15 protein-coding genes and 1 pseudogene are annotated in these 25,187 nt (G+C 63.0%); 7 read left to right on the forward strand and 9 right to left on the reverse strand.

What is annotated here, in order from left to right:
• Positions 1-14: 14 nt before the first annotated feature.
• The 4 genes from sufD to DCY11_RS01450 all read right to left on the reverse strand — a co-directional run bounded on the left by sufD (position 15) and on the right by DCY11_RS01450 (position 4,874).
• Complete coding sequence (sufD, locus tag DCY11_RS01435) at positions 15-1,361, reverse strand: Fe-S cluster assembly protein SufD (RefSeq protein ID WP_159079722.1); 1,347 nt, start codon at positions 1,359-1,361, stop codon at positions 15-17.
• 12 nt (positions 1,362-1,373) lie between these two features.
• A complete protein-coding gene (gene sufC / locus DCY11_RS01440; protein WP_108680850.1) occupies positions 1,374-2,132 on the reverse strand; it encodes a Fe-S cluster assembly ATPase SufC in 759 nt (252 codons plus the stop codon).
• Positions 2,133-2,195: 63 nt separating this feature from the next.
• Entirely contained in the window at positions 2,196-3,668 is a 1,473-nt protein-coding gene (sufB, locus tag DCY11_RS01445; protein WP_108680852.1) for a Fe-S cluster assembly protein SufB, read from the reverse strand.
• Between the two features lie 54 nt (positions 3,669-3,722).
• Positions 3,723-4,874, reverse strand: coding sequence for a cysteine desulfurase family protein (locus DCY11_RS01450; protein ID WP_108680854.1), 1,152 nt, complete (start codon positions 4,872-4,874; stop codon positions 3,723-3,725).
• Between the two features lie 309 nt (positions 4,875-5,183).
• Here DCY11_RS01450 and DCY11_RS01455 point away from each other — a divergent pair, with 309 nt between their 5' ends.
• Together DCY11_RS01455 and tyrS are read left to right on the forward strand one after the other, a co-directional pair.
• Entirely contained in the window at positions 5,184-5,867 is a 684-nt protein-coding gene (locus DCY11_RS01455) for an alpha/beta hydrolase (protein ID WP_069445318.1), read from the forward strand.
• A gap of 146 nt (positions 5,868-6,013) precedes the next feature.
• The gene (gene tyrS / locus DCY11_RS01460; RefSeq protein ID WP_108680857.1) at positions 6,014-7,267 is read left to right on the forward strand and encodes a tyrosine--tRNA ligase; all 1,254 of its coding nucleotides are present in this window, start codon (positions 6,014-6,016) and stop codon (positions 7,265-7,267) included.
• Here the strand turns inward: tyrS and DCY11_RS01465 are convergent.
• A complete protein-coding gene (locus DCY11_RS01465) occupies positions 7,264-10,950 on the reverse strand; it encodes an AsmA-like C-terminal domain-containing protein (protein WP_108680859.1) in 3,687 nt (1,228 codons plus the stop codon). The two genes, tyrS and DCY11_RS01465, sit on opposite strands and share 4 nt — an antisense overlap.
• Before the next feature lie 508 nt (positions 10,951-11,458).
• Between DCY11_RS01465 and DCY11_RS01470 the strand changes: the two genes are divergently transcribed.
• Entirely contained in the window at positions 11,459-11,998 is a 540-nt protein-coding gene (locus DCY11_RS01470; RefSeq protein ID WP_159079723.1) for a polymer-forming cytoskeletal protein, read from the forward strand.
• An 85-nt stretch (positions 11,999-12,083) separates the two neighbouring features.
• Here the strand turns inward: DCY11_RS01470 and prfB are convergent.
• The 3 genes from prfB to DCY11_RS01485 all read right to left on the reverse strand — a co-directional run bounded on the left by prfB (position 12,084) and on the right by DCY11_RS01485 (position 17,300).
• Positions 12,084-13,203 (reverse strand): peptide chain release factor 2 gene (gene prfB / locus DCY11_RS01475; protein ID WP_371515019.1). Its coding sequence is split into 2 segments (ribosomal slippage): positions 12,084-13,136 and positions 13,138-13,203, totalling 1,119 coding nucleotides; the frame shifts between segments, so codons are not numbered across the junction.
• A gap of 110 nt (positions 13,204-13,313) precedes the next feature.
• Positions 13,314-15,944, reverse strand: a complete 2,631-nt coding sequence (locus tag DCY11_RS01480) for a penicillin-binding protein 1A (RefSeq protein WP_108680866.1) — start codon at positions 15,942-15,944, stop codon at positions 13,314-13,316.
• Positions 15,945-16,058: 114 nt separating this feature from the next.
• Positions 16,059-17,300 carry an N-acetylmuramoyl-L-alanine amidase gene (locus tag DCY11_RS01485; protein WP_245409419.1) on the reverse strand — a complete coding sequence of 414 codons (1,242 nt, stop codon included), beginning with the start codon at positions 17,298-17,300 and terminating at the stop codon, positions 16,059-16,061.
• A gap of 647 nt (positions 17,301-17,947) precedes the next feature.
• On the opposite strand from DCY11_RS01485, the pseudogene DCY11_RS01490 reads away from it, so the two are divergent.
• Positions 17,948-20,843 (forward strand): annotated as a pseudogene (locus DCY11_RS01490) (Rne/Rng family ribonuclease).
• 104 nt (positions 20,844-20,947) lie between these two features.
• On the opposite strand, the gene DCY11_RS01495 reads toward DCY11_RS01490, so the two are convergent.
• Entirely contained in the window at positions 20,948-22,057 is a 1,110-nt protein-coding gene (locus DCY11_RS01495) for a pyridoxal phosphate-dependent aminotransferase (RefSeq protein ID WP_108683625.1), read from the reverse strand.
• Positions 22,058-22,380: 323 nt separating this feature from the next.
• Between DCY11_RS01495 and DCY11_RS01500 the strand changes: the two genes are divergently transcribed.
• The 3 genes from DCY11_RS01500 (at position 22,381) to DCY11_RS01510 (ending at position 25,163) form a co-directional block, all read left to right on the forward strand.
• Entirely contained in the window at positions 22,381-23,757 is a 1,377-nt protein-coding gene (locus DCY11_RS01500; RefSeq protein WP_159079724.1) for a M48 family metalloprotease, read from the forward strand.
• A gap of 36 nt (positions 23,758-23,793) precedes the next feature.
• A complete protein-coding gene (locus DCY11_RS01505; RefSeq protein WP_108680872.1) occupies positions 23,794-24,597 on the forward strand; it encodes a DsbA family protein in 804 nt (267 codons plus the stop codon).
• A gap of 194 nt (positions 24,598-24,791) precedes the next feature.
• Positions 24,792-25,163 (forward strand): type II 3-dehydroquinate dehydratase, encoded by a 372-nt coding sequence (locus tag DCY11_RS01510; protein ID WP_371515020.1) that lies wholly within the window; start codon positions 24,792-24,794, stop codon positions 25,161-25,163.
• The last annotated feature ends 24 nt before the right edge of the window (positions 25,164-25,187 follow it).

The raw sequence follows: 25,187 nt of genomic DNA on the forward strand, positions 1-25,187 counted from the left end.
TTCATCGGGTCCCCCTACTCCGCCGGCGTGCCGAGCCACTCGGCGGCAACGGCGGTGAAGGCATCCCCGATCGTCTCGTCGTCCAGGGCCTCGAACGCCTCGCCAACAAACGCTTGGATCAGAAGCGCCCGCGCCTGGGCTTCGGGAAGGCCGCGCGCGCGCAGGTAGAACAGCAGCTCTTCGTCGATCTGGCCGGACGTGGCGCCATGACCGCAGACGACGTCGTCGGCGTAGATCTCCAGCTCGGGCTTCGAGTCGAACTCGGCCGTCTCGGAAAGGAGCAGCGCCTGGGACATCTGCTTGCCGTCGGTCTTCTGGGCGTCTTGGGCGACGACGATCTTGCCCTGGAACACGCCACGGGCCTCGTCGTTGAGGACGAGCTTGAATAGTTCGCGGCTTTCACAGGCCGGGACGTTGTGCTCGACCACGAGTGTCGTGTCGCAATGCTGGGTCCCGCGCGCCAGCGTCGCGCCGGAAATATCCGTGGCCGCGTTCTCGCCGTCGAAGCGGACATAGACCTGATTGCGCGCCAACGCGGCACCCGTCGAGACATGGAATGCGTTGTAGCGCGCCTCCGCACCGACATTGGCCGCCCAGACGTTCAGGTGAATCGTTTCAAGGGCTTCGCGCTGCAGCTTGAGGTGCTGAATCGCCGATTTCGCCGCCAACGACACCGTCGTGACTACGTTGCGCTGAATGCCCGAGACACCGAACGTGCCGAAGCTCTCGATAAGGGTCGCCGAGGCGCCCTCCTCCGCAACAACGGCGTTGCGCGTGTAGATCGAACCGGCCTTGCCCGGGGCATCGAGATGGATCAGATGGATCGGCTTCTGAAGCGTCAGGCCTTCGGGCAACCGCACCGCGATGCCTGCCGTCATCAGCGCCGTATTGAGCGCGATCACCACATCCTCGCCGCGTCCTCCGGCTTCCTCAAGGCTCGCCGCCAGCCAGGCAGGCGGCGACTCCAGCATCTGCGCGAGCGGCGCGATCTCGACACCGGCCTTGCGCAGATCCTCGACGTCGGACAGGTCCGCGCGGAACTCGCCGGCGGCGATGACGAGACGGTAGGCCGGCAACGCCATGAAGGCCTTGCCGATCGCCGTCTCCAGATCCGCATCACTGACGGAAGTGTCCGCTTCGGCCAGAAGCGGCGGGATGCTGTCGAGCGCGCCGCGCAGATCGGTGTATTTCCATTCTTCCACGCGGCGGTGGGGCAAGCCGAGACCCGCATAGGTCTGGATTGCGCTCTTCCGCATGGCCGCGATCGCCGCATCGCCGGGCAATGCGTCCGCCGCGTGCTCGAAGAGATCGAGCAGATCCTGCTCGGCCTTGGTCGTGAATTGTTGGACGGGTACGTCCATCAGCATGCTCCCTTACGCCGCCGAGGCTTCGTCTTGGCCGTATTCGGCGTATCCGGATTTTTCGAGCTCCAGGGCCAGCTCCGGGCCGCCCGAGCGCGCAACGCGGCCTTTCGAAAGCACATGCACCCTATCGGGCACGATGTAGTTCAGAAGCCGCTGATAGTGAGTGATGACGAGCATGGAGCGCTCCGGCGAACGCAGTGCGTTCACGCCTTCGGAGACGATCCGCAACGCATCGATGTCGAGACCGGAATCGGTCTCGTCGAGAATGCACAGCCCGGGCTCCAGCAAGGACATCTGCAGGATCTCGTTGCGCTTCTTCTCGCCGCCGGAAAATCCGACATTGAGCGGACGGCGCAGCATCTCGATATCGATCTGCAGTCCTTTGGCCTTCTCCTTCACGGTACGGAGGAAGTCAGGCGTCGAAAATTCCTCTTCGCCGCGGGCCTTGCGCACCGCGTTCACGGCGCTGCGCAGGAAAGTCATCGTCGCGACGCCCGGAATCTCCATCGGGTACTGGAAGGCGAGGAAGACTCCGGCGGCCGCGCGCTCGTCCGGCTCCATCTCGAGCAGGTCTTTGCCGTTCCAGGTGACCGAGCCTTCGGTGACTTCGTAGTCTTCCTTACCCGCGAGCACATAGGAGAGCGTCGACTTGCCCGAACCATTCGGGCCCATAATCGCGTGGACCTCGCCGGCCGGAACCGTCAAATCGAGGCCCTTCAGGATTTCGCGCCCGTCGACTTTGGCGTGGAGGTTTTTGATCTCAAGCATCAATTGGTCTTTCTAAAGTCTTGGTCTTGAATCGCTTTGCGAGGATGGAAGAGCGCGCAGGATCTAGCCCACGCTGCCTTCCAGCGAAATGCCGATCAGCTTTTGCGTCTCGGCCATGAACTCCATCGGCAACTGCTGCAGCACGTCGCGCACGAAGCCGTTCACGATGAGCGCCACGGCTTCCTCTTCGGAGAGGCCACGGCTCAGGCAGTAGAACAACTGATCGTCGGAGATCTTCGAGGTGGTCGCCTCGTGCTCGAACGTGGCCGACGAATTCTTCGCCTCGATATACGGGATCGTATGGGCCCCGCATCTGTCGCCGATAAGGAGCGAGTCGCAGCAGGTGAAGTTGCGCGCATTTGTGGCCCTGCGATGGGCCGAGACGAGGCCGCGGTAGGTGTTATCCGAGAACCCGGCGGCGATGCCCTTGGAGATGATGCGGCTCGACGTGTCGCGGCCAAGATGGATCATCTTGGTGCCGCTGTCGACCTGCTGATAGCCATTGGAGATCGCGATCGAGTAGAACTCGCCGCGGCTGCCATGGCCGCGCAGGATGCAGGACGGGTACTTCCAGGTGATGGCCGATCCGGTCTCGACTTGCGTCCACGAGATCTTCGAGCGGTCGCCACGGCAGTCGCCGCGCTTGGTCACGAAGTTGTAGACCCCGCCCTTCCCTTCCGCGTCGCCCGGATACCAGTTCTGCACGGTCGAGTATTTGATCTCGGCGTCTTCCAGTGCGACCAGTTCGACCACCGCCGCGTGCAATTGGTTTTCGTCGCGCATCGGCGCCGTGCAGCCTTCGAGATAGCTCACATAGGCGCCCTTGTCGGCGATGATCAGCGTGCGTTCGAACTGTCCCGTGTTCTCCGCATTGATGCGGAAATAGGTGGACAGCTCCATCGGGCAGCGGACGCCTTCCGGCACATAGACGAACGACCCGTCGGAGAACACGGCCGAGTTCAGCGTCGCGTAGAAATTGTCCGTGACCGGCACGACCGACCCCAGATACTTCTTCACGAGCTCGGGGTGGTTCCTCACCGCCTCGGAGATGGAGCAGAATATGACGCCGGCCTTGGCCAACTCCTCGCGGAAGGTCGTAACCACGGACACGCTGTCGAAGACAGCATCCACGGCAACCTTCGGCGCGCCTTGCACGCCCGCGAGCACTTCCTGCTCTTTCAGCGGAATACCGAGCTTCTCATAGGTCTTGAGCAGCTCGGGATCGACCTCTTCGAGGCTCTTGGGGCCCTCGGTGCTCTTCGGCGCGGCGTAATAGTAGAGGTCCTCAAAGTCGATCTTCGGATAGTGGACCTTGGCCCAGGTGGGCTCCTGCATGGTGCGCCAGCGCTTATAGGCTTCCAGCCGCCATTCGAGCATCCATTCGGGCTCGCCCTTCTTGGCCGAAATGAAGCGGACGATGTCTTCGTTCAGCCCTCTCGGGGCCATGACCGATTCAATCTCGGTCGAGAAGCCGTACTTGTACTTGTCGACGTCGATTTCTTTGACGCGTTCAACGGTTTCATCGACTGCAGGCATCGTCTTTTTCCCAATCTCGTTTCGGTCTTAAGCGTACGGAACGGCGAAATACCGCTAAGCCGCCGCTTTCTCGTCTTTCCTCAGCCGTTTGACGAGGTCGCCAAATGCACTGAGGAAGTCTTGGATATCGTTATCGCAACTGCGAAAACCAAGGCTCACCCGGATCGCGGCTCGCGCCACTTCCGGATCTGCCCCCATGGCGGTCAAAACGTGCGACGTCTCGACCTTGCCGGACGAGCACGCGCTTCCGGCACTGACAGATACGCCGGCAAGGTCGAGGCCGATCACAAGCGTTTCCGCCTTCAGGCCCGGCACCGCAATCAAGGACGTATTCGGCAACCGCGCTACGGACTGCGCGAACACCACGGCATCGGGCGCAATGGTCCGCACACCCTCTTCGAGCGCATCGCGGAGCCTTGCGATCTCGCCCATAGCCGACAGCTCCTTGGCTGCCAGATCCGCAGCCACACCGAAGCCGACAAGGCCGGCCACATTCTCTGTGCCCGGACGGCGGCGGCTTTCCTGTCCGCCACCGGTCATCAGGGGCTGAACGCTCGCACCCGCCGCCAGGACCACGGCGCCGACGCCCTTGGGCCCGCCGATCTTGTGGGCCGAAAGCGTCAAAAGATCCGCTCCCAGCGCACTCATGTCGAGCGGGAGCCGACCGGCCACTTGGATCGCGTCCGTATGCAACACGCCGCCCGTTTCGTGGACGAGGCCCGCTGCCTCAGCGACCGGCTGCGCGGCGCCTGTCTCATTGTTCGCCGCCATCAGGGACACGAAGGGACGACTGCCCTCCGGGACCTCTTCGGCAAGCATCCGGGCCAGGCTGCCCAGATCGACGATGCCCTCACCCGTCACCGGGAGCACAGTCCGTGCGCCGGGTCTGAAGCGGCCGCCCGACAGGACGGACGGATGTTCGATCGACGAGATGAACGCCTTCCACGACGCCCCGCCACCAGGCGGCGCCAACGCAAGCGCATTCGCCTCAGAGCCGCCGCTCGTGAAGATCACGTCTTCGGGCCGGGCATTGACGAGAGCGGCAACCTTGGTGCGCGCTTCCTCTATCGCCGCCCGCGCGGCGCGGCCCTCCGCATGGACGGACGAGGGGTTGCCCACCAGATCGAACGCGTCCTGCATCGCCTCGCGGACTTCCGGCCGCAAGGGAGCTGTCGCATTGTGGTCAAGGTAGGCGCGCTGGTTCATGCTCTTTCGAAGCCGGAGGACTGATTTCGGTCCCGTCGGCCCTTCTAGGCGGTTATCGCTTGCACGAGCCCCTGTAGCCCGTGCTAAGAAGCCCGGCCTGACAGTCGGCTCGATCCTTGCGCCCAGCTAGATCGGAACAGCCTTGTTTGGAACAATTCTAATCTCTTGTTTTATAGGATTCTGATGGGGCCAAGTCAAGCAATGCCGCGGCGGCAAACGCGCGGCGGAGCCTGAAAATCCGAAAAACCGGCCCCATATACGCAAGACCAATCCTGTCTGCTTACCAGACCAGCCGAGGCCCTAGCATACATGCCTGAAGTCAATATTAGCGGCCCAGCCGGCCGGATCGAAGCCCGCTACCACCATCAGCCGGCGGCTAATTCTCCGGTCGCCCTGATTCTCCATCCCCACCCGCAATTCGGCGGGACGATGAACAATCAGGTTGTCTACCACATGTATTACGCCTTCCAGAAGCGCGGCTTCTCGGTCCTGCGCTTCAATTTCCGCGGCGTCGGCCGCAGCGAAGGTCTGTTCGACAACGGTCCAGGCGAGCTTGCGGATGCCGCGACGGCGCTGGATTGGCTCCAGGCCTACAATGCCGACGCACCCTCCTGCTGGATTGCCGGTGCCTCTTTCGGCTCCTGGATCGCCATGCAGCTTCTGATGCGCCGTCCGGAGATCGAGGGCTTCATCTGCGTAGCCCCGCCCGCGAACCTCTACGACTTCTCGTTCCTGGCCCCCTGCCCGTCCTCGGGCCTGATGGTCAACGGCGCAAAAGATCGAGTCGTTCCAACCGAATCCGTGCGCGGGCTCGTGGAAAGGCTGAAGACCCAGAAGGACGCCATCGTCGATCATGCGACGGTCCCCGATGCCAACCATTTCTTCGAGGACCAGATGGAAGGCCTCATGGAGGTCATCGACGGCTATCTCGACAAGCGCCTCGGCAAACCCAAGCCGCAAAAAGGCAAGGCCAAGAAGGAGTCGGCAGCCTAGGCTGCCTGACCCCGGCCCTCACGTGCCGGTTCTCACTGATCGCGAGCGTGGATTCGTGATCGTGCATTGACGCGCCAAACCTGATAGACGCTCGGGCGGGCGCACGCCGCGCTCGATTCCATTCGCTACAATCTGCACGTCCGACGATGACCACCGCAAAGTCCGACCTACTCCACGAGCTTTCCGCACGCGGCTATATCCACCAGTGCACCGACGAGGACGCGCTCGACGCCCTCGCCCGCAAAGAGATCATCACCGGGTACATCGGCTTCGATTGCACGGCACCGAGCCTGCATGTGGGCAACCTCGTCAGCATCATGCTGCTCAGGAAACTGCAGCAGACTGGTCACCGGCCCATCGTGCTGATCGGCGGCGGTACGACGAAGGTGGGCGATCCATCCGGCAAGGACGAAGCCCGCAAGCTGCTCGACGACGCGACGATCGCCTCGAACATCGAGGGCATTCAGCGCGTCTTCTCAAAGTTCGTGACCTTCGGAACCGGGGACCGCGATGCGATCCTCCTGAACAACGCCGACTGGCTGGAGAAGCTCAATTACATCTCGTTCCTGCGCGACTACGGACGGCACTTCAGCGTCAACCGCATGCTCAGCCAGGACTCGGTGAAGCTTCGGCTCGACCGCGAGCAGAATCTCAGCTTCATCGAATTCAACTACATGGTGCTCCAGGCCTACGACTTCGTGGAGCTCCACCGGCGCGAAGGATGCCGCCTGCAAATGGGCGGCTCCGACCAATGGGGCAATATCGTCACCGGCATCGAACTCGGCCGGCGGACCGACGGCGTCGAGCTCTTCGGCGTGACCACGCCGCTGCTCACGACCTCCTCCGGCGCCAAGATGGGCAAGACGGCCGACGGCGCTGTCTGGCTCAACCCGGACATGCTGTCCCCGTACGATTACTGGCAGTTTTGGCGGAACGCCGAGGACGCGGACGTGCCGCGCTTCCTCAAGCTCTTCACCGAACTCCCCCTCGACGAGATCGACCGGCTGGCGGCCCTTCAGGGCGCCGAACTCAACGACGCCAAGAAGATTCTCGCGACGGAAGCGACGGCGCTCGTTCATGGACGAGAAGCGGCCGAACAGGCTGCAGAGACGGCGCGCGCCACGTTCGAACAAGGGCAGCTCGCCGCCGAACTGCCGACGATCGAAATCCCCAAGGCGGAGCTGGAAAGCGGCTTCGGCGTGCTCACGGCCAGCGTTCAAGCGGGTTTCGTGAAGTCCACCGGTGAGGCGCGGCGTCAGGTCAAAGGCGGCGGGCTTAAGGTCAACGACGTGGCGGTGAACGACGAGCGGCAGGTTCTAACCCCCGCCGATCTCACGGCGGACGGCGTGATCAAGCTGTCGCTCGGCAAGAAGCGCCACGCCCTGATCCGGCCGGTCTAGTTCAGGCCCCGCCGCTCCCGCGCATTTTGCAGCGGACGCAAGCGCCGCTTCTTGCGGGGCCGTTCCGTGCTGGTGTTCTCTCCCCACGTCTCCGTGCCCGCCGATGTTGTCCCTTGGGGCACGCCGCTGTTGAAATCAAAGATCTGGCGGAAGATGCCGGGCGTCATCACCGACATCGGATTGACGAGCACGGTCGGGTCGTCGAGCTTGCCCTTGATGGCGAAGGTGATGCCGACGACGCCTTCACCTTGCCGGCCGACCAGGACGCGCCCGAGAACGGGCACCGCGCCGAGAGCCGAGTTGAGTCCATATAGCGGCACGTAGGTTCCGCCGAGGTCGAGCTTCCGCGCATTGAAATCGATCGTTCCGCGCAGCGTCGCACCGAGCTCAGGACCATTCACATAGGCATCGTCGAGCTGGAACTTTCCGCCGCCGGCGATGAAGGGCGCGCGCAGACGCTTAAACACGATCTGGCGTTTGACGTCGTGCTGGTGCTGACCGAGCGCCGCCGCCGAACTCGGATCGCTGAGGACATCGGCAACGACGCTGTCGCCGACGATGGCGAAATCACGGACACGCAGTGTGCCGGATTTGCGGACGCCGCCCGCATCCATGTTGACCCGTAGTGATGCGATGCCTCCCTGGAGGCTGCGGTAGAAGCCGATCAGCCGGAAGGCCGTGCCCGCATCGTCCGCATTGGCCACGAGGATTCGGGCGCCGTCACTATGCTGCAACTCGACATTCACGGACTTCTGCCCGCCGAGCAGTCCCCGCCCGTTCAAGGCGACCAGTTCGCCCGCGCGCTTGGTCAACGCAACGTCCACGTCCGTCGCATAGCTGTTGTCGTATCCAACGAGCCGGCCGATTTTCGCCGTCAGCTCGATATTTGTGTCGTCGCCGGATTCCGCCTTGGTGCTGTCCGTCAGCTGGTCGGCCGAAATCAACGTACGGAAGAAGTCCCTGGCATCGTAGGACGGCCCTTCGGCGTGGATTTGCATCACGCCGTCGTCACGCCGCTGCGCCTGAATGGACATGTCCGTGAGTGTGCCGAACGCAAACTTGGGGAACGAGAGCGTCCTGATCTCATTTTCGGTGTCGAGGGCGACTTGTCCGGAAATCGCCAGGTTCTGTCCGGTGATCTGAAAGTCCTCGAGGTCCGTCGTGCCGTCCGGCTTCTTGTTCACGACGAAGCTGAGCTTTGCGTCCTGGCCCGGCTGTTTCTTCCAGCCAAAGGCATGGAACACGAGCTCGGCGTCGGTCAGATCACCGACCATCGTCATCCTGGACGTATCCGGCTGACCGGTCCCCTTGCTCAGACCGCTGAGATAGAGCGTCACCGGCATCGGCCCGTTCACGATGTCGTTGACCTTGAGGCCGAGCTTCTCGCGCGATGCCGCGTCGAGCACCGAGGTCACCGAAATCGGCGGTTGCTCGTTCTCGGGCGCATAGAACAGACGCTGCCAGTGCACCGAGGCCGGCACGCCCTTGATCGTCACATTGCCCGATGCGCTGACGCCTTCGCTTGTCAGATTGACGTCGACAGCGCCGCCCTCGATCGCGAGATCGCCGACGAGGCCCGGCGTGATGGCATTCTGCAAGTGCGCCACGCCTGCGATCTTGATGTCCCTGGGATTTAGGTTCTCCACGAGGGGAATGTTGAAGGTGAACTCGCCCGTGGCCGTGCCGCCCAGGAAGTCCGGTTTCAAACCGACCCCGGTGATGAATCCGAACGGCTGATAATCCAGAAGCGTGGTGACCGCCGGTGTCGGCGCCGCTCCACGGAAAGTCACAACGCCCATATTCGGATTGTCGCGGATGTCCGCGACGAAGAACCGGCCGTCGCTGACGTCGATCTCCATGCCGTTGGCCACGGTGACCTTGCCTGCGGGAATGTCCACGGAGAACTGCGCGCCGGCGAGCTTCAACGTTCCCTCGCCCGTGCGGACGGGCGGTAATTCGGGAATGTAGGCGACCGACGTTTCGGTGAACTTCAGGTCCATCTCGACGGCATCGGCGGGGATGGGCCTCTTCTCCTTGATGTCGTCGAGCATCCCCGGCTTGAGCGCGACGTTGAACGAGCCGCCGAGAACCTGGCCGCCCTCGACGTTCTCCAAGACCCATTGGCGCGCTGCGCCTGCGAGAAACCGTGGCCACATCTGCTTGAACATTTCCATCGGCATCGGGCTGATCGTTCCGGACAACCGGACCGCGGGATCGCCGAACGAGTCCGTGATCTTCCCCTTCGCGATAATCTCCGCATCGCCTGCCCGGAGGACAAAGCGCGAGATCGTGACGCTGCCGTCGGCGGCCGACACACTGCCCTTCATATGCCATCGGTCGACCTCGGTCGGACCGAGGCCAAATTCCTCGACACCGAGAACGGAGTCGTTGGCTTTGATGTCGAAGGTCCAGGACTGGACCTCGTTCTTGTCGTCGAAGACCGGAACGAACGCGCCGCTGAAAGTCGCGTGTGAGTCCTTGCCCCATCGCAGTGTGGACGGAGCAAGTTCGATGACCCGGGTCTCCGTGATGTAGCGAAGCGTTAGTTCGCCGCGCTCGATCCGCACGGGCGTATCCGGATCCCATGGGGGCGTAATCTGGCCGGGCGCCAAGCGGACCTTCGCCTCGCCGCCAATGAAATCGCCATTGGGCGCGAGGTTCGCCAGAGCTTCGCCGTCCACGGCCATATCCAGCGCCCGCAGCAAGCCGATGGTCGGGAAGTTGCCGGCGATCCCGGACGGCACCAGGTTGTTGACCAGAATCTGCGTTTCTAGCCCTTTGGTGCTGGCATTCTGGGCTGTGCGGACCTCGAGCTGCCAATCGCCACGACTCGACGCCACATTGGCGTTTCCGACGAGGACGCTGCGGCGATCGTGGTGGTCCAGATTGAGCGCGAAATCGGGCACCTGCCAGAACGTCTGTGCGCCGTCCCTGTACAAAACGACGATCGAGTCCTTCAGCCCGAAGCGCGTCAGATAGGACGTGTCGGACCGGCGTACACGCTGGAACGCTTCATTGACGGCATTCGTCAGGTTGAAGCGCTTGGCGCTCTTCGCGGGGTCGACGGGCGGCTCGGCACCTTCCGGGTCCGAGGAGATCGGCCCCCGCATGAGCGGAGCGCCGTCTTCGCCAGGTTTGGAGAACGCCAAAGACAGGCCGTTCTGCTCGTTATAGGTCATGAGCAGCCGCGAACCGATGAAGTCGACGCTACCCGCCGCGATCTTGCCCGACAGCAGGGCCGAACCGCTGAGGCCGACCGCGGCAAGCGGCGCCTGCGCCACGACCTCCCCCTCCGGGTCAATCAAACGGACATCGCGCAAACGCAGGACCACACCGGGACCATTGTCGCCCCGCTGCAGAACGGCGTCGTCGATCTTCACGGTGAGGTCGGTCAGTTGATCGTTGATCGCATGCTCGATCGGCGCCACGAGACCCGGCAGCGAGATGGGACCGCGCGACAAACGCCCATAGCCCAAGACGACGGCGATCAGCCCAAGAACGAAAATCCCTGCGAAAATCTCGCGGAACACATGGGCGCCGCGAGACGACAGCCGCGCCAGCTGAATCTGCACAGGCGCCGGGACACTCTTGACCAGTTGGCGCCCTTGCTCCGGGAGCGCCCGGATGGCCTTGCCGCCATGCTTGGTAATCTTGGCGAGGGCTCCTGCGATCTGTTCGTCCATTCAGCCACGGACCCCAATGACGTGCCGGGGTCTCCATGCCGCGTTCTTCAAGTGAGGAACGCTGTTTCGCATGTATCGCCTCCGCAAGATCGCATCCTCTACCCGGTGCGCATCCAGGCCATCGAGCCGAGGCGATCCCTGCCCCGACTTTCTCGAATTTCCGGTACGAGGAAACGTGTCCGGCACGCGCGCCGACGCAAACGTGTCGTTACCATGTGCGCGAGGCAACGCTCTAAGGTCTCGTTGGATTAAGATGGTTCAAAATCGGCTAAACCAAGGCGAATCAAGCTCTAAGCAGAACAGGACACACCCTAGCGCAAGGCCATGACAAGCAACATGACAAGACAGGCCGGAAACGATAATGTTTACGGAGCAACAGGGTGTTGCGCCTTGGCCGTCTACGCTGCCATAGCGAATTTCTATGGGCGTAACGGTTTTGGTTGTGTGGGCCCGAATGCCGGGTTGTATTTCGCGTTGCGTCACGCGTTTTGAGGGGGAGAACCCAGCGATGTTCACAAAGAAACCTGAGCCGAGCAGTCCAATGGCCAAGCTGGGTGGCGAACGGCCCAGCCCTGCTCCGGAGTCCAAATCTTCGCCGTTCACCGAGCGGCCGTCGCCCCAGCCGAAGCCAGCGGCCCCGGCAATGGGCAAGATGATCCCATCCATCATCGGCGAGGACCTCACGATCGAGGGAAACGTCTCATCGAAGGGTGAGATTCAAGTCGACGGTCAGATCAAGGGCGACGTTCATTGCGGCTCGCTGCTCCTGGGCGACAAGGCCCAAGTCGACGGTTCGGTAATCGCCGAGGACGTCGTCATCCGCGGGAAGGTTCTGGGATCCATCCGGGGCCTGCGTGTGAGCCTTCAGTCCCAATCCCATGTCGAGGGCGACATCTATCATCAGAGCCTGGCGATCGAGCAAGGCGCCTACTTCGAAGGAAAGTCGCGCCGGTCCGAGGATCCTCTGGCGGCGGATTCCTCTGGTGCCGGCCACAACGCACCCGCGCCGTCCGCGGGCAATCCTTTCTCGAGCAACGCCGCTGAGTAGTCCTCGCGGCGAACTTGGCTCTTAGCGATTCCGAAGCCGTGGGCGGGGCCTCCCGTCCACGGCTTCTTCGTTTTCGTGTTTGCCTTTAGGCGCTCGTTTTGGCGTCGGTGTTGATCCGCTCCGCCAGAGCCGCCTCGATGAAGCCGTCGATGTCTCCGTCGAGAACCGCCGGCGGGTTCGTGTTCTCCACGCCCGTACGCAAATCCTTCACCAGCTGGTAGGGCTGCAGCACGTATGAGCGGATCTGGTGCCCCCAGCCGATCTCGGATTTGGATGCGGCTGAGGCCGTCGCTTCTTCTTCGCGGCGCTTGAGCTCGGCTTCGTAGAGACGTGCCCGGAGCATCGACCACGCGGTGGCGCGATTCTTGTGCTGCGACCGTTCGTTCTGACACTGAACCACGATGCCGGTCGGAACATGGGTAATGCGCACGGCGCTGTCCGTCGTATTGACGTGCTGACCACCCGCCCCCGACGCGCGATATGTGTCGATCCGGACGTCCTTGTCCTCGATCTCGATCTCGATCGCATCGTCGATCGCCGGATAGACCCAAACCGAGGCGAAGCTGGTGTGACGGCGCGCATTGGAATCGAACGGCGAGATGCGCACCAGGCGGTGCACCCCGGATTCCGTCTTGAGCCAGCCATAGGCGTTGAGCCCCTTGATCAGAACGGTGGCCGACTTGATCCCCGCTTCTTCCCCGGGGCTTTCGCCGATCAGCTCGACCTTGTAGCCACGGTTCTCGGCCCAACGCATGTACATGCGCTCCAGCATTTGGGCCCAGTCCTGGCTCTCCGTACCGCCGGCGCCGGCGTGAATCTCCGCATACGCATCGTTTGCGTCGGCCTCGCCCGACAGCAGCGCTTCGACTTCCCGCTTGTGCACCTCCTGGCGCAACTTACGCAAGGAGTCCTCGGCCTCGGTGACGATGCTCTCGTCGCCCTCTTCCTCGCCGAGCGCGGCAAGAGTCAGATTGTCGTCGAGTTCTGCCTGGATGCTATCGTAGGCGGCGAGTGCGGCCTCGAGCTGCTGGCGTTCGCGCATAAGCCCTTGCGCGCGCGCCGCGTCGTTCCAGAAATCCGGATCTTCGGCTTCGCGGTCGAGCTCCGTTAGGCGTGCCCTGGCTTGGTCCGGGTCAAAGATGCCTCCGCAACAAGGAGAGCGACTCTTTGATCTCGTTAACAAGCGCCTCGGTTTCGGCTCGCATCTTACCCTCGTGATGTCTTGTTGGTTCGTGAAACAAAAGCGCGCGCGGAACCGGTCCGCGCCCGCGATCTCTCATATCATCGGATTGTAGCCGATGCGTTCAGGCGACGGTCAGAAGCGCCCGAAAAACCCGCGTCGCTGCTGGCGGCGGCGTTGCGGCTGCGGCGCTGCGGCCGGCGGCGGGCTCGCGGCCTGCTGCTGTGCCGCGGCAGGTGCTGCGGCTGCCGTTGGATAGTTCGGGAAGGACTCTCCCTGCCCGCCTCCACCGTTCTGAGCCCCCTGTGCCGCGGCGGCGGCCGCGGCGGAAACCTGCTCAGGCTTGAATGCTTCCATGACCGTTCCCGCTTGTCCCTTCCGGGCTGGCAGGCCGGTCTGATGGTTCACAGGCACCATGACCGTGCCCTCCGGCGCGCGGAACGGTTTCGGCGGCACACCTTCCAAAGCCTCTTCGAAGAACTGCTTCACGATCGGCGCCGCGAGACCGCCGCCCGTCGCGCTTCGGCCCATGGGCTTCGGCTGGTCGTATCCCACATAGGAGCCGACGACGAGGTCCGGCGTATAGCCGATGAACCAAGCGTCCTTGTAGTTGTTGGTCGTGCCCGTCTTGCCGGCAATCGGCCGCTTGAGCGAGACCAGACGCCGGGCCGTACCGGACGTGACGACGCCCTCCATGATACCGACCATCTGGTAAGCGGCGATCGGATCAACGATCTGCTCATTGACCTCAACAAGCTCGGGCTCCGCCTGGCTCGTCCATTCCCGCGCCGCGCATCCGTTGCAGTCGCGTTTGTCGTGTTTCCAAATGGTGCGCCCGTAGCGGTTCTGGATGCGGTCGATGAAGGTCGCCTCCACCTTCCTGCCGCCGTTTGCAATCATCGAATAGGCCGTCACCATACGCAGAAGCGTGGTCTCACCAGCGCCAAGAGACATGGACAGCGCCGGCATCAGATTGTCGTAGACGCCGAACCGCCGCGAATATTCGGCGATGACCGGCATCCCGATATCCCGCGACAGACGCACGGTCATCAGGTTCCGCGACTTCTCGATGCCCCGGCGCAGCGTCGAGGGGCCAGCCCCGCCGCCGGAATAGTTCTTAGGACACCAGGGCGGCATGCCTCGGCCTTGGCTCACGCAGATGCGGCCGTCGAGAATGACGCTGTTCGGCGCATAGCCGTTGTCCAGTGCCGTCAGATAGATGAGCGGCTTGAACGAAGAGCCCGGCTGCCGCAGAGCCTGGGTCGCCCGGTCGAACTGGCTTTGGTGGAAGCTGAATCCGCCGGCAATGGCAAGAACGCGGCCCGAATGCGGGTCCATCGCCACGAGCGCGCCACTGACCTTGGGAACCTGCTGAAGCGACCATTCCCCGGGTATCGTCGTGGCGACCGTCTCTTCCGACGCCTCGCCCTCGTCGTCCTTTTTCGGCTTTGCCTCAACCGGCGCCACATAAACAACGTCACCGGGCTTCAGGGCCGACTTGATCGGCTTTCGGGTCCACCGGACCTGCGCTGCCGGGATGGTGCCGGTCTCACGTTCCGTGACCAACTGGCCCTGCTTGTCGCGGCCCGGGCGCAGCCCGATCTTCGCGTCGTTGTTGCTCACCTCGAGGACGACCGCGAGCCTCCATGGCTCGATATCGCTCCACACCGGAATGTCGGCGAGGGTCTTACCCCAGTCTCCCGAGATCTCGATCTTCTTTTCCGGGCCGCGCCAACCGCCGTTGGCGCGATCGTATCGCGTCAGCCCATCCACGAGCGCTTCGCGCGCGATCGCCTGCATGCGCGGATTGAGCGACGTGCGGACCGAGAACCCGCCGCCATAAAGCTTGTCTTCGCCAAAGCGATCCAGAATTTCGCGGCGAACTTCCTCGGCGAAATACTCCGATGCGTGGATGCGCGGACCGTATCTCTTGGCAAGGACGGTGAGCGGCGCAGCCTTTGCGGCGTCGCCCTCTTCAGGCGTCGCATAACCGTTCTCGACGATCCGGTCGATAACCCAGTTGCGGCGGGCAAGAGCGCGCTTGTGCTGCTTGATCGGATGATAGCGGCTTGGCGCTTTCGGCAGGACCGCGAGATAGGCCGCCTCTTCCAGCGTGAGCTCGTTGAGCGCCTTGTCCCAATAACGCTGGGCCGCGGCCGCGACACCGTAGGCGCCACCGCCGAGATAAATCTCGTTGAGGTAGAGTTCGAGGATCTGGTCCTTGGTGAAGGCGCGCTCGATACGGATGGCGAGGATCGCCTCCTTGAGCTTGCGCTCGATATTCTGATCGCTCGTCAGCAGGAAGTTCTTCGCAACCTGCTGTGTGATGGTCGAGGCGCCCTGCTTACCGCCGCTGCCGGACTGCATCGCGCTCAAGTTCGCGATGAGGGCGCGGGCAATACCTTGGATGTCCAGGCCGCCATGCTGATAGAAATTCTTGTCCTCGGCGGACAGGAACGCATCGATGACCCGCTTCGGAATCGCCGTGATCGGAACGTAGATACGCCGCTGCCGCGCATACTCGGCAATGAGGCGTCCGTCATCGGCGTGAATACGCGTCATGACCGGCGGCTCGTACCGGGCGAGATTCTCGTAGTCGGGCAGTTCCTGGGACACCTTCCACAGGACAAAGGCCACCGCGCCCGCGACAGCGATGGACAGGATCATGCACGCGGCAAAGACAAAGCCCAAGAGCCGCAGGAAAAACCCGCCGCGCTTCTTCTTTTTCCCCTGTTTAGGGGGCTTTACCGGTGCCGTGATGTCCATGTGAGCTCTACTATTTTGACCCGCCTGCCAAACCGGCGGGATTCCCAACTTCAACCTAACCAAGAATATGGCAACAAAACGCAATAGTACCGTGGAATCCGGGGATTGCGAGCGCTAGAACGGGGCCCGGGCGAGGCGCTTCTTGAAATAATTGTCGACCGCGGCGCTGATGGCCCCCGCCATGCGCTCACGCCAGACCTCGGAGGTGAGCTGTTTCTCGTCCTCCTCATTCGACAGGAAGCCGAGTTCCAAGAGGACCGAAGGGACGTCCGGCGCCTTGAGAACCCGGAAGCCCGCTGAGCGCAACTGCTTGGTGTGAAGCCTGCCCTTGGCGGCCAGTTCTCCCACGATGGAACGAGCCATCACCACCGAACGATTGTTGGTCTCGCGCTGTGCCAGATCGATCAGGATATTCGTGACGACCTCGTCGGAGTCCTTCGGGAGCTCCACACCGGCAATCGCGTCCGAGAAGTTCTCCTTGGCGGCCAGGGCTCTCGCCTCTTCGTCACTCGCTTCCTCGGAGAGCGTGAAGACCGTAGCGCCCCGCACGTCGTCGATCTCGGTCGGAAAGTAGTCGGCATGAAGCGAGATGAACAAGCCGGCGCCCTTCTCCCGGGCGTATTTGACCCGCTCCTTCAGCGGCAGAAACGTGTCGTCGTCGCGCGTCATGTACACGTGATAGCGATCCGTGGCCTCCAGTTTGTTCCGGAGCCGCTTGGCGAACTCCAGAACCACGTCCTTCTCTTGAACCCCGTTGGCGCTCTTGGCTCCCGGATCGACACCACCGTGACCGGGATCCAGAACAACGACGGGCTTTTCATCGCCCGAGGGCGCCATGGCCAGTGGGACAGGGGTTGGGTCGGACTCCGCCGCCTTGCTGCGCTGCTCCTGCTGCTTTGCCAGGAAGGTCTTCTCGTCCGTCGGCACGAGGTCGATTACAAGCCGCGCCGGCTGGTCGTCGCGCGCGCCGAGCACGAAGGAACGATCGATCAAGAACGGACCGCTGATATCCAAAACGATGCGCGACTTACCGGGGGCGAACAAGCCGTAGCGAAAGGCCGTGACGAGGCCGCGCTTCTCGTTCCCGATTCCGTCCGGCATCTGGAAGCTGACGTCTGCAGCGTCGACAATCACCCGGTAGGGATTGCCGAGCGCGAATACGCTCACATCCACTTTCTTGGATAGGTCGGCAATGAACCGTGTGCGCTCGCGGTCCCCGGCGAGACGTGCATCTCGCGCGACTGCTCCGCGCTCGGCCATTGCGGGTTGAGCCACGGCCGTGAACGCAAGGACTCCGATGGGGAGCGCCAGAAGCAACGCCAGTGCTCTCCCCGCCACGTGTCGCATAATGCGCATTTCGTCCTACTTGACCTACTCGAACTCCGCCTTGCGCACCCAACGCGACGAGCGCCGTTTCGTTCACGTTGAGCGGCTACTGGACCTTTTTTGAGGCCGCGTCGTGCCCCAAATCGATCCTCCATAGGACCCAAATATTAACCACGCCTGGTTAAGCGTCCGTTGTGACGGAGGGCCGATCTGACTGACGGCACTTGCCAAATATCCCGGCAACACCCTAATAGTGGGTGACTCATGTCAATGAGTCTGAAGCCCTTGGACGCTGATCGGCGGGACGGGCAGAACCAATTTGGCGCGTCGGGCCTAGAAAAAGCGGCTCTGACGCAGGAATGCGGCGGCAATTAAAGGAATACGTGCCGCCTTAGCACAGAACGGGCCGCAGCGTTTTAATTGCGGCCACTTAGGAAATCGCGATGCAGAGTCAGGGCGGCCAGATAAGCTACCGTAATCACGGTGCTTTCCCATTGCCCCTTTATGCTCGGCGGCTGACACAGTCCGCTCCCGAAGCCCCGCAAACGGGCTCTCGGCGGGGCATCGCCTGGATTCATGGACGACTGACATTAGGTCCGCGCGGCCCTTAGGCCCGGGCCCGGCGAAACGGCTGACGCCGTTCACCGCCGAACGCCGCGCGGCGGAGAACATACAACATGGCAAACAAGATGCTTATCGATGCGGCGCATCCGGAGGAGACCCGGGTCGTCGTAAAGGGAAATCGTGTCGAGGAATTTGATTACGAATCCGCAAGTAAAAAAACAGCTAAGAGGTAATATCTATCTCGCGAAAGTCACGCGAGTAGAGCCGTCTCTCCAGGCCGCGTTCGTCGATTACGGCGGAAATCGGCACGGTTTCTTGGCATTTTCTGAAATTCATCCTGATTATTATCAGATCCCTGTTGCGGATCGCCAAGCGCTCCTCGAAGAGGAGGCCGCCGAACAAAGCCGCGCCTCTGCCGAGGAGGCTGCGGAGGACGACGCCGCGTCGAGCGGCGGACGTCGGCGCGGGCGCCGGCGCCGTGGCCGCGGTCGTGGCGAACCCCGTAGAGAGACCCGCAAGCAGGAAACGGCGGCGGACGAAGAAACATCCCCCGCGGACGCGCTTCCGATCGCCACATTCGAGTTCGACGACGATGACGAGGTCGATACGACGCCGCGCGACGACCGCGACGACAATGACGGCTCCGACATCCAACTCGAGGCCTCCGACCTAACCCACGAAGTCTCAGAGCCCGCCGAGCCCCCGGCCCAGGAAGAGGATGCCGAGGCTGGCGACGCCGATGAGGCGCCGCGGAGCGAAGACCCATCTGACGAGAACGCCATCGAGGCGCGCAAGCCGGAATCCTCTGACGAGGACGCCGCCGACGAAAACGACGTCGATGCGGACACCGATCACGGCGAAGACTCGGACGAGGAGTCCGACGACGACGAGGATTCCGACGACGACGAGTCCGACGACGACGACACGGACGGCGACGACGACGAGCGCGGCAGCCGCCGCAGGTCGGCCAAGGATCGCGTCGAGTCGGTCGGTTCGGAGGATGCGCTCGAGGAACTGCCCGAACGTGCTCGCCGCAGACGCGGCCGTCCCTATAAGATCCAAGAGGTCATTCGGCGCCGCCAGATCATTCTGGTTCAGGTGGTGAAGGAAGAGCGCGGCAATAAGGGCGCGGCGCTGACCACGTATCTTTCTCTTGCGGGTCGTTACACGGTCCTGATGCCGAATACGGCGCGGGGCGGCGGTATCTCCCGCAAGATCACCCAACCGACGGATCGGAAGCGTCTGCGCGAGATCGCAGGCGAACTCGAGGTGCCGGAAGGAATGGGGCTGATCATCCGCACGGCCGGCGCCCAGCGGACCAAGACCGAAATCAAACGCGACTACGACTACCTCCTGCGCCTATGGGAGACGGTCCGCGATCTCACCTTGGGTTCGACGGCCCCTGCCCTCGTTTACGAGGAAGGCAGCCTGATCAAGCGCTCGATCCGCGATCTCTACAACAAGGATATCGACGAGGTTCTGGTTGCCGGTGACGACGCCTACCGGGAGGCCAAGGACTTCATGCGCATGCTCATGCCAAGCCATGCCAAGAACGTGAAGCCCTACAAGGAACCCGAACCGATCTTCATCCGGTATCAGGTCGAGCGGCAATTGGCAGCGATGTTCTCACCGCAAGTGACGCTTCGGTCCGGCGGCTACATCGTCATCAACCAAACCGAAGCCTTGGTGGCCGTCGACGTGAACTCGGGCAAGGCGACGCGCGAGCACAATATCGAGGACACCGCGCTCAAGACCAATATGGAAGCGGCCGAGGAGATCGCGAGGCAACTGCGCCTGCGCGACCTGGCAGGCCTCATCGTGATCGATTTCATCGACATGGATGAGCGGCGCAACAACCGGCAAGTCGAGCGTCGCTTGAAAGACGCGCTGAAGAACGACCGGGCCCGCATCCAGGTTGGACGCATCAGCGCCTTCGGCCTGTTGGAGATGTCGCGCCAGCGCCTGCGGACCGGCGTTCTGGAGGGCTCGACCAATGCCTGCGCCATGTGCCAAGGCACCGGCATCGTGCGCTCGGTGGAGTCGGTCGCGCTCGACATTCTGCGTTCGATCGAAGACCGGCTGATCACCGACGGTGTCGTGCCGCTGAGTGCCACCACCGCGGTAGATGTTGCGCTCTACATCCTCAATCAGAAGCGCGCGCATCTGAAGGATATCGAAGCACGTTACAGCGTGCCCATCACGGTCGAGGCCGACAAGGACCTGCATATTCCGCAGTTCGTCATCGAGCGTTCGACGGAAGGCGGCCCGGCAACCGGCGACAGCGCCGTGATCCATATGGATTGGGCGCATCATCGCGAAGAAGGCGCGCAATCCGAAGACGGCGACGGCGAGTCCGGCAAGCGGCGCTCGCGCCGGCGGCGTGGACGTGGCCGTGGCCGCGGCGAAAGCGATGGCGACACCGAGGGTCAGACGAGCGAGACCTCGTCCTCGGACGACGAAGCAGCGGCCAGCGGTTCGGACAATGAAGCAGCCGACGGCGATTCCGAGCAGCAGCCCCGGAAGTCACGCCGCAGAGGCCGCCGTGGCGGCCGGCGCGGACGCGGGCGCGGTCAGCGTAATGGCGCGGAGCAGTCGGCCGACCAGCAGGATGGCCAAGGTGACGAGGCCGTCGCGGACGCCGAGACGAACCCGGCGGAGTCGGAGACCGCTGACAAGAGTGCTGCACCCGTTGCCGCACTCAATGCGGAAACGCGGGACGAGCACGAACAAGGCGGCGACGCCCCAACGGATGACAACTCTTCCGAGGACACGCCCGTTCGTGAGGTCTCGGTCAGCGAGTACGTTGCCGAGACAAACGCCGACGAGCCGGACGAAGATCACGCCGAACAACAGGCCGAGCCCGCGCCGCGAGAGACGGAACCGGCGCTCAGCATCGCATCGTCGCGTGACGAGCCGGTCGCGTCCGAGCCCAAGCCTGAAATTCGTATCGAGAGCGAGGGCGACAAGGAGCCCGCGCCCCAGCGCAAGGGCTGGTGGTCGCGCGGCTAGAGTTCGCCGATCGCTTCAGAGCAAGACCGTATTAGAGGCGCCTTCGGGCGCCTCTTTTCGTGCACGGGTCGCTTTTCTTGCGCTGTCCACCGGCAAGCCCGGCGTCAGCGCGTCTTCAGCCACGCGGTGATGCGCCTTGCGGCTTCGCGCATCTCGCGCTCCGCCCCCGCATAGCTCAGCCGGAGATAAGACCGTCCTCGCTCGGGATCGAAATCGATCCCCGGCGTCGTGGCGACGCCGATCTCTCGCAACATGGCTTGCGCGAACGCCGCACTGTCATCGGTCAAGTCTCGGACATCGGCGTAAAGGTAGAACGCGCCGTCCGCAGGCAGAATGTTCGAGAGCCCGGCCGGCGGCAGTTCGTTCAGCAAGAGCGAACGGTTCCGCGCATAGCGGCTCTTGATCTCTTCGAGTTCGTCGATGCCGTCGAAGGCGCCAAGCGCTGCGACCTGAGACACCGTGGGCGGCGCGATATAGAGGTTCTGCGCCAGCCGCTCGATAGTCCGCGTCAAGGCTTCGGGCACGACGAGCCAGCCCACGCGCCAGCCGGTCATGCTGAAATACTTCGAGAAGCTATTCACCACGATGGCGGAGTCCGAATAGGCAAGCGCCGTCTCCGCAGCCGCCTCATATTCGAGGCCGTGATAGATCTCGTCGGAAATCAGCCAGAGGCCCTGCCGTGCACAGGCCTCGGCCAGCTCCTTCAAGCGCGCGCGCCGCGTCATGGTGCCGGTGGGGTTGTTGGGGCTCGCCAGCAGCAAGCCCGCTGCGCCCGAAGCCCCCAGCGCCTCGACATCAGCCACGGTCGGCATCCAGCGTCCGGCGCCGGACGTTTCGATCAGATGCGGGCGAAACCCGAGCGCTTTCAGAATTTGGCGGTAGCAGGGATAGCCCGGCGACGGCAAACCGAAGCTGTCGCCATGGTCGAGCACGGCGAGAAAGGCCAGCACGAAGCCGGCGGACGAACCCGCCGTGACGACGATGCGCTCAGGCCCCATGTCGACGCCGTAACGCGCCCTGAGATAGGCGGCGATCCGCTCCCGCAGCTCCGGGAGCCCGAGCGACAGCGTGTAGCCGAGATTATGCTCCGCCATGGCCTGCACGACGCGTTCGCGGGCCGCGCGGGGCGCCGGGGTCGCGGGCTGTCCCACCTCCATGTGGATGATGTCTTCACCGGCCACCTCGCGCCGGTTCGCCTCGCGCATCACGTCCATGACGATGAACGGATCGATCTGGCGGCTTGCAGCCGGCGGCCGGGGTAACGATGAAAACTCGGACGGACTGCTCACGGCTTGCGCTCCTCGCGCATTGTTGATGGATAGCAGGCTGGCGGGTGTCACGTTGTCGCCGTAATCAGGCCCCAAGCAAAACGACCTTGGCAATGGCGGGGGCCATTAACGGCGTGCCAACGTAGCCCCCTCGTGAGGCAAAATAAAACTGCGTCTTTGCGCAAAACAGCCGAGCCAATACGATCACGTCCATCATGCCGATCCTGGCCAAACTCACGGCAGAGCCCTCTTCCCGACGCAGACCACCGTTGTCGCGTTTGGCGCTGACGGCGACCCTGGTTGCAGGACTGGTCGCGCCCAGCGTCGCGAACGCCGGCGGTATTATTCGCGACGCCGAAACCGAGGCGCTGATCCGCGAATACGCTGGACCGATCTTCCGGGCCGCCGGTCTCGGCTCACAGAACATCAAGATCCACCTCGTCAACGACAAGAACTTCAACGCCTTCGTCGTCGATGGCCACAACATGTTCATGCATGCCGGAACGCTCATGATTTCGGATACGCCGAACCAGGTGATCGGCGTCATCGCGCACGAGACCGGCCATATCACCGGCGGTCACTTGGCGCGATTGCGCTCGCAGGTTTCGCAAATGAAATCGACGGCCATGGCGCTGCAGATTCTGGGCTTGGCCGCGGCGATCGGCGGAAGTCTCGCCGGCGTTCCGTCTGCGGGCCAGCTCGGCATGGGTGCGATGGCCGGCGGCACCGATGCGGCGATGCGCAGCTTCCTGGCATACCGCCAGACCGAAGAATCCTCCGCCGACCAAGCCGCCATGACGTTTCTGAACGCGACGCGCCAATCGGGACGCGGCATGATCGAGACCTTCGACGTGCTGGCCGACAAGATGCGGGGCATTCAGGGGATCAATCCTTACCTGATGACCCACCCACTCCCGCAGACGCGTATCTCGCAACTTCGGACCCTGGTGGAACAGAGCCCCTACTACGACGTCAAAGATCCGCCGGAGCTTCAATACCGGCACGACCTCATGCGCGCCAAGCTGTCCGGCTTCCTGGAGAAGCCCGAAGCGTCCCTGAACCGCTACAAGGACGACGATACGCTGGCGGCCACCTATGCCCGCGCGATCGCGACCTATCGGAAGTCGGGCGTTGACGCCGCCATGCCGTATCTCAATGAGCTGATCGAGGCCCAGCCGCGATGGCCGTATTTCTATGAGACCAAAGGCCAGTTTCTGTTCGAAAGCGGCCGAGGCCGGGAAGCAATCGAGCCTTTGCGGAAGGCCGTGGAGCTCGCCCCCCACGAGGCGCTGATTCAGATCATGCTGGCGCAAGCCATGCTCAGCACAGAAGACAAGCGCTATCTCGACGAGGTCATCCGCAACCTGAAGAAAGCCTTGGTGCAGGAACCGCAATCGGCTATGGGCTACCGTCAACTTGCGATGGCGTACGGTCGCAAGGGCGATCAAGCTCAGGCTTCCGGCGCGCGGCAAAACTTCCTGGCCCGTGCCTCGCTTGCGTCTGCGGAGGCCTATTTCTATGAAGGACGCCTGCGCGAGGCCCAGATGATGGCCAAGAGGGCACAAGACGGTTTACCGGGCGGCACGCCGCAATGGCTGCGCGCCCAAGACATTCTCGATTTCAAAATGCCCGAACGCAAAAAATGATGCGTAGGGCCCACGCAAACTTTCGGAGACCTCAGTATGACCTTTAAGACTGGCCTGGCCACCGCCCTCGTCGCAGCGGTCGTCGCCGCTATTGTGAGCGCCGCCACCGTCCTTGTCGTTTGGCGCGACAGCACCGCGACCGCCAGTCTCTCGGGCGGCATCTCCGACAAGAAGGCCATCGAAGACGTCGTCCAAGAGTATCTCACGAAGAACCCAGAGATCCTCGTCGCCATGACGACCGAACTCGACCGGCGCCAGCAGGAGGAGCAGGATCAGCAGCAGAACAAGGCCATCAGTGAGAACGCCGACGCTCTGTTCCGCTCGGACAAGTCCTTCACGGCCGGCGACCCCGATGGAGACGTCACCGTGGTCGAGTTCTTCGACTACAATTGCGGCTATTGCCGCCGTGCGATGCCGGACGTGATGAAGCTGACGGACAACGACGACAAGGTCCGCGTCGTCTTCAAGGAACTCCCCATCTTCGGCGGGGACTCCGAGGATGCAGCCAAGGGCGCCCTCGCCGCCAAGATGCAGGGCAAATATCTCGAGATGCACCAGAAGCTCTTCAGCGAGCCGGGCAAGGCCAACAAGGAGAAGGTTCTGCGGATCGCCAACGAACTCGGGCTCGACGTGCCTCAGCTCGAGAAGGACATGGAGGGCCAGGAGGTCGCGGACGGCCTCGCCGAAGCCTATGCGCTGGCGCAGAGTCTCGGACTCCAGGGCACCCCGCTCTACCTGATCGGAGACCGCACTATTCCGGGCGCGCCGGACGATCTGTATGACCAGCTGGTCGAGAACGTCGAGGTCATCCGCAAAGAGGGCTGCAAGACCAGCTGCTGACATCTGATCTGAGGCCAGGCACGGGTCCCCGAGGCGCTCAAGCGCCTATCGGGGGCTCAACGGTTTTTGCTCAAGTTCCAAAAAGCTGATAAACGGCCCGCTGCCGCACTGCATTTCGCCAATTTCGCGCGCGGCTCTGTCTGAATCTACAGGCCGGGGCGCGTAAGCCCTGGATCGCCCACCGGGAATTCACCATGGCCAAGCCGATCTACATCCTGAATGGCCCGAACCTGAACCTGCTGGGGACTCGCGAACCGGAGGTCTACGGAACCGAGACCCTGGCCGATCTGGAGCAGCGCTGCACCCGCAAGGCCGAGGCGCTGGGGCTTGCGGTCGAGTTCCGGCAGAGCAACGGCGAGAGCGAGCTTGTGGACTGGATCCAAGAGGCACGCACCAGGGGTGCCGGCCTCATCGTCAACGCGGGCGCCTATTCGCATACTTCAATAGCCATGCTCGATGCATTGCTTGCCTGCGACGTGCCTGTCGTCGAGGTTCACCTATCGAATATCTTCAGGCGCGAAGCATTCCGCCACCAATCCTATATTTCCGGGGCCGCGAAGGGGTAATCTGCGGTTTCGGTGGCCTTGGCT

Origin of the sequence: Methyloceanibacter sp. wino2 (assembly GCF_003071365.1) — a bacterium.
Classification (GTDB): domain Bacteria; phylum Pseudomonadota; class Alphaproteobacteria; order Rhizobiales; family Methyloligellaceae; genus Methyloceanibacter.

What these genes read in the sequence shown, in the direction of transcription:
- DCY11_RS01480 (WP_108680866.1), bottom strand. Translation starts at nt 15,944, where the DNA reads ATGGACATCACGGCACCGGTAAAGCCCCCTAAACAGGGGAAAAAGAAG.
- tyrS (WP_108680857.1), top strand. Translation starts at nt 6,014, where the DNA reads ATGACCACCGCAAAGTCCGACCTACTCCACGAGCTTTCCGCACGCGGC.
- sufB (WP_108680852.1), bottom strand. Translation starts at nt 3,668, where the DNA reads ATGCCTGCAGTCGATGAAACCGTTGAACGCGTCAAAGAAATCGACGTC.
- DCY11_RS01470 (WP_159079723.1), top strand. Translation starts at nt 11,459, where the DNA reads ATGTTCACAAAGAAACCTGAGCCGAGCAGTCCAATGGCCAAGCTGGGT.
- DCY11_RS01450 (WP_108680854.1), bottom strand. Translation starts at nt 4,874, where the DNA reads ATGAACCAGCGCGCCTACCTTGACCACAATGCGACAGCTCCCTTGCGG.
- DCY11_RS01465 (WP_108680859.1), bottom strand. Translation starts at nt 10,950, where the DNA reads ATGGACGAACAGATCGCAGGAGCCCTCGCCAAGATTACCAAGCATGGC.
- sufC (WP_108680850.1), bottom strand. Translation starts at nt 2,132, where the DNA reads ATGCTTGAGATCAAAAACCTCCACGCCAAAGTCGACGGGCGCGAAATC.
- sufD (WP_159079722.1), bottom strand. Translation starts at nt 1,361, where the DNA reads ATGGACGTACCCGTCCAACAATTCACGACCAAGGCCGAGCAGGATCTG.
- DCY11_RS01510 (WP_371515020.1), top strand. Translation starts at nt 24,792, where the DNA reads ATGGCCAAGCCGATCTACATCCTGAATGGCCCGAACCTGAACCTGCTG.
- DCY11_RS01485 (WP_245409419.1), bottom strand. Translation starts at nt 17,300, where the DNA reads ATGCGCATTATGCGACACGTGGCGGGGAGAGCACTGGCGTTGCTTCTG.
- DCY11_RS01455 (WP_069445318.1), top strand. Translation starts at nt 5,184, where the DNA reads ATGCCTGAAGTCAATATTAGCGGCCCAGCCGGCCGGATCGAAGCCCGC.
- DCY11_RS01495 (WP_108683625.1), bottom strand. Translation starts at nt 22,057, where the DNA reads ATGGACGTGATGCGCGAGGCGAACCGGCGCGAGGTGGCCGGTGAAGAC.
- DCY11_RS01505 (WP_108680872.1), top strand. Translation starts at nt 23,794, where the DNA reads ATGACCTTTAAGACTGGCCTGGCCACCGCCCTCGTCGCAGCGGTCGTC.